The sequence below is a fragment of the Bradyrhizobium sp. USDA 4506 genome, assembly GCF_054058795.1.
In genome coordinates this window covers 8,003,083-8,017,317 of record NZ_JBSSBM010000002.1, presented here as the reverse complement: position 1 = coordinate 8,017,317, position 14,235 = coordinate 8,003,083, and the positions used below count along the sequence as shown (strand labels likewise).

Genomic DNA, 14,235 nt, shown 5'->3' with positions numbered 1-14,235 from the left:
TGTCAGTGACCGATCCTTGCCGGCGCGGGCGGGCCATACACCTCACCCTGCCCCGGCGCCTTCTCGCGGTCACCGGCCAGCACGCGCTGCACGCTGACGAAGAACACCGGCACCAGAAGCAGCGCGAGGATCACCACCGCGATCATGCCGCCCATCACCGATGTGCCGAGCGCCTGTTGGCTGGCGCCGCCGGCACCGGTCGCGATCGCCATCGGCAGCACGCCGCAGACGAAGGCCAGACCGGTCATCAGGATCGGGCGGAATCTGAGACTGCAGGCCTCGATGGTCGCCTCGACCAGCGGCTTGCCCTGCGCGCGCAGATCCTTGGCAAACTCGATGATCAGGATCGCGTCCTTGGCGGCAAGACCGATGATGGTGATCAGGCCGACGGTGAAATAGACGTCGTTGGAGAGCCCGCGCATCGTCGCCGCCACCACCGCACCGAGAATGCCGAGCGGAATGGTGAGCAGCACCGCGAGCGGAATGGTCCAGCTCTCATAGAGCGCGGCCAGCAAGAGGAACACCACCAGCACCGACAGCGCGAGCAGGAACGGCGCCTGCGAGCCCGACAGCTTCTCCTGCAGCGACTGGCCGGTCCATTCATAGCCGAAGCCGCGCGGCAGCTTGTCGGCGAGCCGCTCCATTTCGGCGATCGCATCGCCCGAGGTGAAGCCGGGCCGCGCCTCGCCGGAGATGCGCACCGCCGGATAGTAATTGAAGCCCGCGATCTGCGTCGGCCCCTTCGACCACTCGATGGTGGCGAAGGCCGAGAACGGCACCAGCTGGCCGCGGCTGTTCTTGACGTTGTAGTTGAGGATGTCGTCCGCGTTCATGCGGCTGGTCTTGTCGGCCTGCACGATGACGCGCTGCATGCGCCCGCGGTTCGGGAAGTCGTTGATGTAGTTCGAGCCGAGATTGGTCGAGATCGTGTTGTTGATGTCCTCGAAGGTGACGCCGAACGCGCCGGCCTTCTCGCGGTCGATCATCAGATTGACCTGCGGCGCCGGCGGCAGGCCTTCGACATAGACCTTCTGCAGGATCGGGCTGGCATTGGCCTCCGCGATCAGGCGATCGGACGCGGCGATCAGCGCCGAGTAGCCCTTCTGGCCGCGGTCCTGCAGGCGGAACGAGAAGCCCGAGGAATTGCCGAGGTTGTCGATCGGCGGCGGCTGCAACGCCGAGATCCTGGCGTCGCGGATCGACGACAGATCGCGGTTGATGTCGGCAACGATGGCGGCGGCGGAATCCTTCGGGCCGCGCTCCGACCAGTCCTTCAGGGTGATGAAGGCCTGCGCGGTGTTCATGCCCTGGCCGAGGAAGCTGAAGCCAGTGAGGAACGTGACGTTCTCGATGCCGGCGCGGTCCTTGAGGTACTTCTCGACCTGCTCGACCGCGGCTTCGGTCCGGGCATAGGACGACTCCGACGGCGTCTGCACGTCGGTCGTGATGAAGCCCTGGTCGTCAACCGGCAGGAAGCCGCCGGGCAGCCGCACGAAGCCGTAGGCGACGCCGAGGAACAACACGAGGTAGATCAGCATCAGGCGGCCGGTGCGCTTCAGCGAGCCCTGCACGGTGCGGGTATAGCCCGCGCGGCTGGTGTCGAGCACACGGTTGAACCAGCCGAACACGCCCTTGCTGGCATGGCCGTGGCCCTTCGTGACCGGCTTGAGCAAGGTTGCGCACAGCGCCGGCGTCAGCGACAGCGCGAGCAGCGCCGAGAATGCGATCGCCGCCACCATGGTGACCGAGAACTGCCGGTAGATGATGCCGACCGAGCCGGGGAAGAACGCCATCGGCACGAACACCGCCATCAGCACCAGCGTGATGCCGATGATGGCGCCGGTGATCTGCGACATCGCCTTCTTGGTCGCTTCCTTCGGCGGCAGGCCCTCCTCCGCCATGATGCGCTCGACGTTCTCGACCACGACGATGGCGTCGTCGACGAGGATGCCGACCGCCAGCACCATGCCGAACATGGTCAGCATGTTGATCGAAAAGCCCGCGATCATCAGCGTGGCGCAGGCGCCGAGCAGCGCCACCGGAACCACGATGGTCGGGATGATGGTGTAGCGGATGTTCTGCAGAAACAGGAACATCACGACGAACACCAGCACCACGGCCTCGACCAGCGTCGTCAACACCTTCTTGATCGAAGCCTCGACCACCGGCGTGATGTTGTAGGGGATTTCGTAGGAGATGTTGGCCGGGAAGAAGCGCGACAGCTCCTTCATCTTGGCTTCGACCGCGCTCGCGGTCGCCAGCGCATTGCCCTTCGGCGACAGCAGCACCGAGAGGCCGGCGGTCGGCTTGCCGTCCAGGCGCGTGTTGAACTGGTAGCTGAGGCCGCCGACCTCGATCCGCGCGACGTCGCGCAGCCGGACCGTCGAACCGTCATTGTTGGCGCGCAGGATGATGGCGCCAAACTCGTCGGGCGAGGACAGCTGGCCCTTCACCAGCACCTGCGCGGAAATCTTCTGGGTATCGGTGCTCGGCTCGGCGCCGATGCTACCGGAGGCGACCTGGGCGTTCTGCGACGTGATCGCCTTGTTGACGTCGTCGGCGGACAGGCCGTAGCCGACCAGCTTGGCCGGATCGATCCAGATTCGCAGGCTGCGTTCGGTCGAATACAGCGTGGCGCGGCCGACGCCGGGGATGCGGCGCACCTCGCCCAGCACGTTGCGGATCATGAAGTCGCCGAGGCCCACCTCATCCAGCGAGCCGTCGGTCGAGTTCAGCGTGATGATCTGCAGCACGGCGGACGAGGCTTCCTCGACCAGGATGCCCTGCTGGATCACGGCGCGCGGCAGCCGCGCCTCGACGCGCTTGAGGCGGTTCTGCACCTCGACCGAGGCCTGGCTGGTGTCGGTGCCCGGCTTGAAGTTGGCGATGATCTCGACCTGGCCGAGCGAGTCGGAGGTCGATTCGAAGTTCAGGATGTTGGCGGCGCCGTTGAGCTCCTCCTCGATCAGCCGCGTCACGCTGTTGTAGAGGTTCTCCGGCGACGCGCCGGGATAGCTGGTCGAGATCGAGATCGAGGGCGGCGCGATGATCGGATATTGCGCGACCGCGAGCAACGGAATCGAGATCGCGCCGATCAGACAGATGAACAGCGCGACGACCCAGGCGAAGATCGGCCTGTCGATGAAGAAGCTAGGCATGTCGGATCACCGCACTGCGTGCGCGGTCTGGTGCGGATCCGTCGGTGCTGCAGCTGCGTCGACCTCGCGCCAGGCTTGCGGCCGGACCTTGTCGCCGGCGGCGAATTTCTGGAACCCCTCGACGACGACCTTGTCGCCGGCTTTAAGACCGTCGGTCACGAACCAGGAACCACCCTGCAGCGAGCCGGTGCGCACCGGCTGCACCGCGACGTGATTGTCGGCCTTGACGACGAACACCTCGCTGCCGCCGCCGCCATTGCGCTGGATCGCCTGCTGCGGCACGGCAATCGCATCGCTGTCGATGCCCTGCTCGATCAGCACGCGCACATACATGCCCGGCAGCAGGATGCGATGCGGGTTCGGGAACTCGCCGCGCAACGTCACCTGCCCGGTATAGGCGTCGACCTTGGCGTCGGAGAACAGCAGCTTGCCCGGCAGCGGGTAGATCGAGCCGTCGTCGAGCACGAGGCGCACCTTCATCGCGTCGGGCGCGATGCGGTCGAGATCGCCGCTCTCGAAGGCGCGGCGGAGCTGGTTCATCTCGGTCACCGACTGCTGGAAGTCGGCGTAGATCGGATCGAGCTGCTGGATGGTCGCAAGGCTCGCGGCGTCGTTCTGCACGACGAGCGCGCCCTCGCTGACCAGCGCCGCGCCGATGGTGCCGTCGATCGGCGCGCGGATCGTCGCATAATCCAGATTGAGCTTGGCGCGCGCGACTTCGGCCTCGCGACCCTGCACGTCGGCTTCGGCCTGCTTCAGCGTCGCGATCGCCTTTTCGTTCTCGGCTTCCGGCGCCGCGCGCTGGCTGGTCAAGGTGGCGATACGGCGGGCCTGCAGCGCGGCCTGTTCGAGCACGGCCTTGGCGCGCGCCAGCGCCGCCTCGGTCGACTGCAATTCGACTTCGAACGGGCGCGGATCGATCTGGTACAGGGGATCGCCGACCTTCACCTCGCTGCCCTGATGGAACATGCGGTTGACCACGATGCCCGAGACGCGCGGGCGTACCTCGGAAACACGGGTCGGCGCGATGCGGCCCGGCAGCTCGCGCAGCATCGCGCGCGCCTGCGGCTTCACGGTGACGACACTGACGTCCGGCTCGGGTGCTTGCACAGCGGCGGTTGCGGTGTTCGGCTCGTCGCAGCCTGCAAGCAGTGGCGCCGTCACGGCCAGCATCAGAGCAATGCATGCCGATTGCGCGCGAAGTCCAGACATTGAGATAATCGCCCCTGAAAGGTTTGAACAAACGAACGGCGGTGTCACGGCGACACCGCTCGCGTTGCTGCGATGAAAATAAAATCTGCTTGCTGCGACGCAATGCGTTTTTGGGCGGCTCAATGTCACAGAATGCTATCACTCTGATTTCGCGGCATCTTTTGTCTTGTCACCGCATTGTGAGCGGGTTCCATCGCAGGCTGTGGGAATGCATTAAGGTCTGCGTGAGCGGGAACCCCGCCATTTTGCCTGCGCGGAATGCCGCACCTTGCAACACCGAGACCATCGGACCGAATCACCATCGTCGCGTTCGCCTCACCGAATGACGCGTGCAAGCCGACCTCATTTCGCGATCTGCGGGTGGGGTGTGCAGTTCAGCGGATGGTGATGCGCCGAGCGGTCGGAAAGCCGTGCAAAGCGGCAACGGCCCACGAGATTCCAACTCAAGGTCCTGTTTGCTGCCCCTGGAATCGGCTTTCCTCACTCCGCCGCTGTGCCATATTGCTCGCAGATGCGGCCTTCGCGAACGGATGACCCGGCAATGCCTCCTTCCCGCTCCGACATGGAGATCGAATTGAGCAAGCTGTCCTCGCCTCGTATCTTCCTGGTGCGGATGCTGGTGTTCCTGGTGCTCTGCGGCCTGGTCGGGGTCGTGCTGTACAAGCAGATCGTCACCGCCTTCTTTGCCAATCCGGGGCTGAACGCCCTGATCGGGGCGGTGCTGCTGATCGGAATCATCCTGGCGTTCCGCCAAGTGATCCGGCTCTATCCCGAGGTCGCCTGGGTCAACAATTTCCGCATCGCCGATCCCGGCCTTGCGATCGAGCGCCGCCCGACGCTGCTTGCCCCGATGGCCGCGATCCTCGGCGGCGAACGCTCGGGGCGGATGTCGATCTCGCAGCAGACCATGCGACATCTGCTCGATTCGATCGCAACCCGCCTCGATGAAGCCCGCGACATCTCGCGCTACATGACCGGCCTGTTGGTGTTCCTCGGCCTGCTCGGCACCTTCTGGGGCCTGATCGAGACGGTGGGCTCGGTCGGCAAGGTGATCGACGGGCTCAAGGTCGGCGGCGACTCCGGCGCGCTGTTCGATACGCTGAAGGAGGGCCTCGCCGCGCCGCTCGGCGGCATGGGCATCTCGTTCTCGTCCTCGCTGTTCGGCCTCGCCGGCTCGCTGATCCTCGGCTTCCTCGACCTGCAGTCGAGCCAGGCCCAGAACCGCTTCTACACCGACCTCGAGGACTGGCTCGCCGGCACCGTGCGCGGCATTTCCGGCGACGAAGCCGGCGTCTCCGGCGACATGCAGGGCGCGATCGATCGGCTCCGCACCGCGCTCGAGGAAGGCGGCGGCGGCCGCAGCACCACGGCCGCGATGGCCAATCTTGCCGAGGCGATCCAGGGACTGGTTGCGCATATGCGCACCGAGCAGCAGATGATCCGGGAATGGGCCGACGGCCAGGGCGAGCAGAACCGCGAGATCAAGCGGCTGCTCGAACGCCTCGCCCGCCAGCCCGAGAAGAGCTAGCCGGGGAGCAAGCCCAAGGAGACACCCATGGCCCTCGCCCGCTCGCGCCGCAGCGAATCCGGCTTCAACTACTGGCCCGGCTTTGTCGACGCATTGTCGACGCTGGTGCTGTCGATCGTGTTCCTGCTGTCGGTGTTCCTCGTCGTGCAGTTCTTCCTGTCGCAGGAGGTCACCGGCAAGGACAAGGCACTGGAACAGCTCACCGCCAAGATCGCTCAGCTCAACGACCTGCTATCGCTGGAGAAGCTCTCCAAGCTGACGCTCGACGACCAGGTGGCACAGCTGCGCGCCGGGCTTGCGTCCGCGGAAGGCGAGCGCGACCGCATGAAGGGGCTCTATGAGGGGCTCGCGAGTTCCGGCAGCGACGCGCAGGGCCGCGCCAACGAACTCAACAAGGCGCTGGAGTCCGAGAAGGCCGTATCGTCGCGCGCACTGGCGCAGATCGAGCTGCTGAACCAGCAGATCAGCGCGCTGCGCCGCCAGCTCGCTGCGCTCGAAGAGGCGCTCGACGCCTCCGAGAAACGCGACAAGGAATCGCAGAACCGCATCGCCGATCTCGGCCAGCGCCTCAATGTCGCGCTGGCGCAGCGGGTGCAGGAACTGTCGAAATACCGCTCGGAATTCTTCGGCCGGCTGCGTGCGATCCTCGGCAACCGTCCCGATATCCGCGTCGTCGGCGACCGCTTCGTGTTTCAGTCGGAAGTGTTCTTCGACACCGGCCAGGCGACGCTGCTGCCCGAGGGCAAGACCGAGCTCGAAACGGTCGCGAGCGCGCTGATCGATCTCGACAAGCAGATTCCGCCCGAGATCGCCTGGGTGCTGCGCGTCGACGGCCACACCGACGTGCGGCCGATCAACAGCCCGCTGTTCAAGTCCAACTGGGAGCTGTCCTCGGCGCGCGCGATCTCGGTGGTGCAGTACCTGGTCTCGCTCGGCGTGCCGGCGCAGCGACTGGTCGCCGCCGGCTTTGCTGAATTCCAGCCGCTGGACACCGCGCAGACCGAAGAGGCCTACAAGCGCAACCGCCGTATCGAGCTGAAGCTGACGGAACGCTAGGACGACGGCGCCTGGCCAACCAGTCGTCATTGCCGGGCTCGACTGTGTTTGCGTGAACCCGTGAGGACGGGCACACGGCGCTATCCGTTCGTTGTCCTGGCGAATGCCAGGACCTATAACCACCGCATTTGATGATGAACGGGATCGCGGCCCCAGCGTCGCGCAACAATTGAGATTTGGGGTAATGGGTCCTGGCTTTCGCCAGGACGACATTGAGTGTGTGGCGAGGTCTGTGAGTCACACATCCGCATTCTCGCGACATGAATGTCCAAACTTCATGTCGAAAGATCCGCAACACCGGCGAGGCGTCGCCGCGATCGGTGGAGACCGTTCATTACACGGATATTTGCTTCGCCCTGGCGAGGCGTCCGGGAACGCATCAAATGCGGCTGACGTTATGCTGGTATCGCAATCTCGCGGGCTTGGCGGATGTCTCGTCTCCGTCGCGGCTGTGCCTGTCGCTCAAGCCTCACCGCGCCATCTCGGACCAGCACATGTTCAAGACCAAATTTGCCATCGTCGTCGCCACCGGCCTCATCCTCGCACCGGCCCCGCTTCTCGCGCAGAACACCGGCGGCACCCCGCTGCCGCCGAGGCCTGGCGACCGCGCCGCACCGTCGAACGGCGTCGGCGGCACTGCGCTCCCGACCCAGTCCGGCCAGCGCGTCGCACCGTCTTCGGGCACCGGCGGCGGCAGCGCCGCACCGGCGCTTCCGGGAGGCCCGACGGGCACCACCACCGGCAATGCCGACAATCCGCAGCGGCGATGACGCGAGCGACGCTTGCGCGGGAAGTCCTGCGTGAACAATTGAACGCGCGGCCGATGTGATCGGCGATGGCCTGCGCCGAACGTCCATTCGATCATTGATTGATGAACGCCGCGCTAGGTCGCGCCGGCCGGCTCCGCGGCAGGTTCAACCGGCTCGACTTCGGCCGTCACGAATTTGAGCCCGTAGGTCTTGCCGCGACGCCAGACCACCTGGCAAGGGTAGCGCTTGGCGTGATCGGCGAGCAGCGTCAGCGCGAGGCGGTCATTCACCTCGAACTCGACCTCGGTGGTGATCTTGGCGCCGCCCGGCGAGATGTCGACCACGGCGCATTCGCTCTCGGTCGCGCCGTCGTCGACCGTGATCCAGGCCGCACGATTGTTGAGCTGGCGCCGCGGCTCGCGACTGACCTTGATCCGTGCTCCATTGCTCGCCATCGTCGCCGTCCCTTGAAGCCATTGGTCATTGAAAGACATTGCACGCCGTGCACGTCGCTCGACGCGCCCGGCACAGAACCGCAACGGCCACAATGCCGGCCCCCCCGTAAAGCCTGGCTTAGCGCGATCGCTTGAACTTTACCGGAATCTTGACGGGGCTTTTAGCGAACAGGGATTCTGCAATTCCATCAGCGGGATACCGGCCGCGTCGGCAGCCATCGGCTTGACACGGAGACCGCACTGTTGGTGAAGTGGCGGCCGTGGTCTTGACCACATCCCTTCAACAAGAGCGCTTCAAGCCGCCTTTTCCGACGGAAACGACCATGCTGATCCCCCTCGCCGACGTGCCGCGCTGGTATGCCGAACGCAAGCCCACGGATGCGATCGCCATCAGTCATGGCGCGGATGCGCTGACCTGGCTCGAGCTCGAGCGCCGCGCCAATGCACGGGCGCGCGCCTTCGCCGCCAAGGGCGTCAAGCCCGGCGACTTCGTCGCGATCGGGCTGCCCAACAGCAACGCATTCTTCGAGACGACCTTCGCGGTGTGGAAGTGCGGCGCGACGCCGACCTCGCTGTCATGGCGGCTGCCGCGCGGCGAGGCCGCTGCGGTGCTCGAGATTCTGAAACCGTCGCTGGTGGTCGGCGGCGAGGCCGACTGGAATGCGCCGAATTCGCTGCCGGTGAATTTCGTGCCGGATGGATTCTCCGAGGAGCCGCTCGATGCGCCGGTCGCGCGCTACTGGAAGGCGATGACGAGCGGCGGCTCGACCGGACGGCCGAAGGTGATCCTCGATCACAACCCCGCGGTGATCGAAACCACGGCCGAGGCGACGCTCGGCATTGCGCGCGACACCTCGCTGCTCAATCCGGGGCCGCTGTATCACAATGCGCCATTCATCCTCTCGCACTTTGCGCTGTTCGGGGGCGGAAGGGTCACCGGCATGGTGAAGTTCGACGCCGAGGAGACGCTGCGGCTGATCGAACGCGAGCGCGTGCAATGGGTGAACTTCGTGCCGACCATGATGCACCGGATCTGGGCGCTGCCCGAGGATGTGCGCAGCCGCTACGACGTCTCCAGCCTGAAAATCGTGTTTCACATGGCGGCGCCGATGCCGCCCTGGCTGAAGGAGAAATGGATCGAGTGGCTCGGCCCCGAGCGGATCTGGGAGCTCTATGGCGGCACCGAGCGGCAGGGCGCCTGCGTGATCTCGGGCACCGAATGGATGGCGCACAAGGGCTCGGTCGGCAAGATCGGCGAGACCGCGAAACTGCGCATCATCGGCGAGGACGGCAACGACGTCGCGCCCGGCGAGACCGGCGAAATCTATTTCCTGCCCAATGACGGCGCCGGCTCGACCTATCACTATCTCGGCGCAACGCCGAAGCGGCGGCCGGACGGCTGGGAGTCGCTCGGCGACATCGGCCGGCTCGATGAAGAAGGCTATCTCTATCTCGGCGACCGGCTCGCCGACATGGTGCTGCGCGGCGGCGCCAACATCTATCCGGCCGAGGTCGAGGCCGCGGTCAGCGAGCATCCCGAGGTGCGCTCCTGCGTCGTGGTCGGACTGCCCGATCCGGAATTCGGTCAGCGCGTGCATGCAATCCTCGAGCTCGCCGACAGCGCCGATGCGCAAGCGATCGCCGACGGCATGGGCGATTTCCTGAAGGACCGGCTCAGCCGCTACAAGCATCCGGAAAGTTTCGAGCGCGTCGGCACCGCCCCGCGCGACGATTCCGGAAAGGTTCGCCGCACCATGCTGCGCGACGAGCGCGCCGCGTGGATCAAGGACAACCGCGCCTTCCGCATCATGCCGGCGCGTGCGGCAAAAACCGAATAGGTTCAATTATCTTGCGAGGGGCAGGTCTGCACGCCACATGAGCTGTGCAGGCGGCCCTGCAAGGTATATCATTCCATCTTCCCTGCCGGCAGAACCTCGGTCTACCTTGAGGTTCCAGCGCCCTGCACGCCAGGAGATCCCTTGATGCCCTCCACGACCGAATGGAAAGTGCCCGCGGCCTTTCAGCCTCGCCCCGAAGATTACCGCTACGATCTCGATCGCGCGCTGATGAGTGTGGTCGGGCTGCACTCGATCATTCCGCCGGATGCTTTCAGCGCCGAGACGCTCGGCACCGAGCGCGCCGGCAATGGCGTCCTGATCGACGACGGGCTGGTGCTGACGATCGGCTATCTGATCACTGAAGCCGCCACGGTGTGGCTGCATCTCGGCGACGGCCGCGCGGTCGAGGGCCACGCGCTCGGCTTCGATTTCGAATCCGGCTTCGGCCTGGTGCAGGCGCTCGGCCGGGTCGATCTCGAGCCGCTGCGGATCGGCTCGTCGGCGGCGACGCAGGTCGGCGACAATGTGGTGCTCGGCGGCGCCGGCGGCCGCACGCGCTCGGTCGCAAGCCAGATCGCGGCGAAGCAGGAATTCGCCGGTTACTGGGAGTATCTGCTGGACGAGGCGATCTTCACTTCTCCGTCGCATCCGAACTGGGGCGGCACCGGGCTGATCAACAATGCCGGCGAGCTGATCGGCATCGGCTCGCTGCAACTCGAACGCGAGCGCTCGGGCCACGCCGAGCATGTCAACATGATCGTGCCGATCGATCTGCTCAATCCGGTGCTGGACGATTTGCGCAAGTTCGGCCGGGTCGACAAGCCGGCGCGGCCGTGGCTCGGCATGTTCACGACCGAGATCGACAACCGCCTCGTGGTGGTCGGCGTCGCCAGCAAGGGACCGGCGGCGCGCGCCGAACTGAAGACCGGCGACGTGATCCTCGCGGTCGACGGCGACAAGGTGACGAGCCAGGCCGGCTTCTACCGCAAGCTCTGGTCGCTCGGCGCGGCCGGCGTCGACGTGCCGCTGACTATCTATCACGAGGGCGTCACCTTCGACGTCACGCTGACCTCGATCGACCGCATAAAGCTGTTGAAGGCGCCGCGGCTGCATTGAGGCAAAGGGAAGAGGCAGCGGCGATGAGCGAGGCGGTGGTTGACGACATCGTGGCCGTGCTGCCGCCGCTGTTGCAGACGCTGGAATCGCTGTCCTTCGTCGCGCGCAACCTCAATCCGCCGGACTTCGATCGCGTGATGCAGATTGCGGGCGAGCCGGAGGAGGCCTTGCAGGCGGTGCGGCCGCGGCTCGCCGACTGGCCGGAGAAATTCGCGCACATCAAGACCGCGCTGGAAGCCGCGATCGAACCGGCGCTGTCAGGCTATGCGGGACTGCGCGCGGTGCAGAACGGCGAAGGCGATCTGGTCAGCGTGTTCCGCGCGCTGCGCTATCTGCCGCGGGCGCAGGAGGCGCTCTATCCGCTGACCGAGCTGCCGCCGGTCAGCGGCTTCTTTATCGCGCCCGATCTCCGCGACGATACCGAGCTGCAGGCAAAGCTCGCCGCCAAGCCCAACGCCGACACCGGTATCTTCCACGAGCGCAACGAGCCGGGCAGCCGCGGCGGCTTCTCGATGTACGTGCCGGAGTATTACACGCCCGACCGCGCCTGGCCGCTGGTGATGGCGCTGCATGGCGGCAGCGGCAATGGCCGCGGCTTCCTGTGGAGCTGGCTGCGCGATGCGCGCAGCCGCGGCGCCATCCTGGTGGCGCCGACCGCGACCGGCCAGACCTGGGCGCTGATGGGCGAGGACACCGACACGCCGAACCTGAACCGCATCATCGACCAGGTGCGCGCGCACTGGACGATCGACGAGACGCGCACGCTGCTGACCGGCATGAGCGACGGCGGCACCTTCAGCTATGTGAGCGGGCTCGACGGCGCCTCGCGCTTCACGCATCTGGCGCCCGTTGCCGCGACCTTCCATCCGCTGATGGCAGAGATCGCCGACGCGGAGCGGCTGCGCGGCTTGCCGATCTTCATCACCCACGGCCGGCTCGACTGGATGTTCCCGGTGCAGACCGCGCGGCAGACCCAAGGCCTGCTGTCGGCCGCCGGCGCCAGGGTGACCTATCGCGAGATCGACGATCTCAGCCACACCTATCCGCGCGAGATCAATGCGGAGATCATGCAATGGATGAATGGAGCAGCTACTGGCGACACCTGAGGAGCTCTCTTCCGTCACCCTGAGGAGCGCGAAGCGCGTCTCGAAGGGTCGACGGCCCGGCTGCGGCAGCGCGGCTGCATCGGGGCCGTGCATCCTTCGAGACGCGCTTCGCGCTCCTCAGAGCCTGACTGAAAAATGAGTGAGTGATCTCAGTGGGGTGTGATTCCATCGGATTTGCAGAGATTCGAGGGAGAGCACGATGCCCTGGACCAAGATCACTCGGGAGCAATATCGGCGGGACGATCTGCGTTATGCAAGCGATATGACCGATGCGGAGTGGGCGCTGATCAGACGCCTGTTGCCGCGAGCGAACCGGCGCGGCCGGCCGCGTAAGACGGAGCTGCGTCGTGTGATCGAAGCGATCCTCTATATCGTTTCGACCGGCTGCCAGTGGCGGGCGTTGCCGCAGGAGTTCCCGCCCTATTCGACGGTGCAGGGCTATTTTTATAGATGGCGGGATACAGGCCGGTGGCAGAGGATTGTCAGCGTGCTTGTCCGACGGGCGCGAAAAAAGCTTGGACGGACACCGAAGCCGACGGCAGCCGTGATCGACAGTCAAAGTGCGCCGACCACCCAAGCTGGCGGACCGCGCGGCTACGATGCAGGCAAGCGCATCTACGGCCGCAAGCGGCATATCGTGACGGATACCAATGGCCTCCTCCTCGGGGTTCATGTTCATCCGGCCAACGTTCAGGACTGCCATGGCGCCGTACCGCTGCTGAAGAACGTGCGGATGAACTTCCCCCGGCTGCGCCACGTCTTTGCCGACCGGATCTACCGCGGAAATCAACTCCTCGACGCGCTCTCAGACTGCGGTCCATGGACTGTCGAGATCGTCGAGCGGCCTCAAGGCGTCAAAGGCTTCCAGCTTCTGCCGAGGCGGTGGGTGGTTGAACGCACATTCGCTTGGTTCGGCAGATGCCGCCGCCTCGCCAAGGACTTCGAGGCGACGGTGGCAACCGAAGCTGCCTGGCTGCTGATTGCACACATCAGGCTCCTGACCCGCAGACTTGCCGCTGCTGGTAAGGTTGGGTGACTTATGAGTCAGACTCTCAGGATGACGGGTGACGGGTGGGGCCGCGCGGGCGCTACTCTTCAACCCAGACAACGTTACTGGTTATCTCGCGGCTTGAGCAGGTCGGAGAAGCCGACCCGGTGCAGCATCTCGTTGCGGACGCGGTCGATCACGCCGAATGCGACTTCGGCGCCATCTTGCGTCGGATCGATGTGGACGCGGAACGGCCGCTTGCCGAACGTCGTATCGACGACCTTGACGATCGCGTCGGCGACCGACGAGGCGTCGGCATCCTCGGGCACGATCGCCGCGAACGCCTTCATGATCTCCTCGCCGAAGCCGGCATAGGGACCGGCCTCATATTCGGCGACGCGGGCCTCGTCGGCGGGACGGCCGGAATGCGCAAAGTGGTTGGTGCCGCCGGTGAAGGCACCGGGCACGATAATCGAGGTCTCGATGCCCCAGCGCGTGAGCTCCCGGGCATAGATCACGGCCATCGCATCCATGCCGGCCTTGGCCGCGAAATACGGCGCGAGATAGGGCGGCGTGCCGCCGGCCGAAGAGCTGCTCGACACCCAGACCACGAGTCCCCTGCCCTGCTTGCGCAGCTGCGGCAGCGCCGCGCGATTGACGCGCTGGGTCGACAGCACGTTGACGTCGTAGAGCTCGGCAAGCTGCTCGGGCGTGAAGGCCTCCGCCGGGCCGAACACCATGTGGCCGGCATTGTGCATTACGACGTCGAGGCGGCCTTCCTCGGCGACGATCTGCGCAATCGCCGCATCGACCGACGCCTGCGAGCCGACATCGAGCTCGAGCGAGCGCAGGTCGACCTTGTTGTCGCGCGCGAACTCCTCGATATCGGCGACCGCGGCGGCGTTGCGGCCGGTGGTGTGGCGCATCGAGGCGTAGACAGTGTGGCCGGCCCTGGCGAGCGCGTTGGCGGTGAGGCGGCCGAAGCCGCTCGAAGCGCCGGTAATGACGATGACCTGTTTCATGACACGT

The 14,235-nt window shown here is 65.7% G+C and carries 11 protein-coding genes; 7 read left to right on the top strand and 4 right to left on the bottom strand.

Annotated features, from left to right (window positions below):
• Positions 1 to 2: 2 nt before the first annotated feature.
• Positions 3 to 3,158 (bottom strand): multidrug efflux RND transporter permease subunit, encoded by a 3,156-nt coding sequence (locus ACVIHF_RS39880; RefSeq protein ID WP_310881519.1) that lies wholly within the window; start codon positions 3,156 to 3,158, stop codon positions 3 to 5.
• Between the two features lie 6 nt (positions 3,159 to 3,164).
• Positions 3,165 to 4,370, bottom strand: coding sequence for an efflux RND transporter periplasmic adaptor subunit (locus ACVIHF_RS39875; protein ID WP_141341973.1), 1,206 nt, complete (start codon positions 4,368 to 4,370; stop codon positions 3,165 to 3,167).
• A gap of 541 nt (positions 4,371 to 4,911) precedes the next feature.
• Here ACVIHF_RS39875 and ACVIHF_RS39870 point away from each other — a divergent pair.
• From ACVIHF_RS39870 to ACVIHF_RS39860, 3 genes are all read left to right on the top strand, one after another.
• Positions 4,912 to 5,898 (top strand): hypothetical protein, encoded by a 987-nt coding sequence (locus ACVIHF_RS39870; protein ID WP_057016194.1) that lies wholly within the window; start codon positions 4,912 to 4,914, stop codon positions 5,896 to 5,898.
• A gap of 27 nt (positions 5,899 to 5,925) precedes the next feature.
• Entirely contained in the window at positions 5,926 to 6,954 is a 1,029-nt protein-coding gene (locus tag ACVIHF_RS39865) for a peptidoglycan -binding protein (protein WP_057016193.1), read from the top strand.
• 383 nt (positions 6,955 to 7,337) lie between these two features.
• Positions 7,338 to 7,724, top strand: coding sequence for a hypothetical protein (locus ACVIHF_RS39860; RefSeq protein ID WP_456793644.1), 387 nt, complete (start codon positions 7,338 to 7,340; stop codon positions 7,722 to 7,724).
• A 113-nt stretch (positions 7,725 to 7,837) separates the two neighbouring features.
• On the opposite strand, the gene ACVIHF_RS39855 is transcribed toward ACVIHF_RS39860, so the two are convergent.
• On the bottom strand, positions 7,838 to 8,158 hold the full coding sequence (locus ACVIHF_RS39855) for a PilZ domain-containing protein (protein ID WP_310883518.1): 321 nt from the start codon (positions 8,156 to 8,158) through the stop codon (positions 7,838 to 7,840).
• A 323-nt stretch (positions 8,159 to 8,481) separates the two neighbouring features.
• Here ACVIHF_RS39855 and ACVIHF_RS39850 point away from each other — a divergent pair, with 323 nt between their 5' ends.
• The 4 genes from ACVIHF_RS39850 (at position 8,482) to ACVIHF_RS39835 (ending at position 13,254) form a co-directional block, all read left to right on the top strand.
• The gene (locus ACVIHF_RS39850) at positions 8,482 to 9,996 is read left to right on the top strand and encodes an AMP-binding protein (RefSeq protein ID WP_456793643.1); all 1,515 of its coding nucleotides are present in this window, start codon (positions 8,482 to 8,484) and stop codon (positions 9,994 to 9,996) included.
• A 144-nt stretch (positions 9,997 to 10,140) separates the two neighbouring features.
• Positions 10,141 to 11,112, top strand: coding sequence for a S1C family serine protease (locus ACVIHF_RS39845; protein ID WP_057016190.1), 972 nt, complete (start codon positions 10,141 to 10,143; stop codon positions 11,110 to 11,112).
• A 23-nt stretch (positions 11,113 to 11,135) separates the two neighbouring features.
• A complete protein-coding gene (locus ACVIHF_RS39840) occupies positions 11,136 to 12,218 on the top strand; it encodes a carboxylesterase family protein (RefSeq protein WP_310883516.1) in 1,083 nt (360 codons plus the stop codon).
• A 199-nt stretch (positions 12,219 to 12,417) separates the two neighbouring features.
• Positions 12,418 to 13,254 carry an IS5 family transposase gene (locus ACVIHF_RS39835; RefSeq protein ID WP_253605076.1) on the top strand — a complete coding sequence of 279 codons (837 nt, stop codon included), beginning with the start codon at positions 12,418 to 12,420 and terminating at the stop codon, positions 13,252 to 13,254.
• 74 nt (positions 13,255 to 13,328) lie between these two features.
• Here ACVIHF_RS39835 and ACVIHF_RS39830 read toward each other — a convergent pair whose 3' ends face one another.
• The gene (locus ACVIHF_RS39830) at positions 13,329 to 14,228 is read right to left on the bottom strand and encodes an SDR family oxidoreductase (RefSeq protein WP_456793642.1); all 900 of its coding nucleotides are present in this window, start codon (positions 14,226 to 14,228) and stop codon (positions 13,329 to 13,331) included.
• Positions 14,229 to 14,235 lie beyond the last annotated feature (7 nt).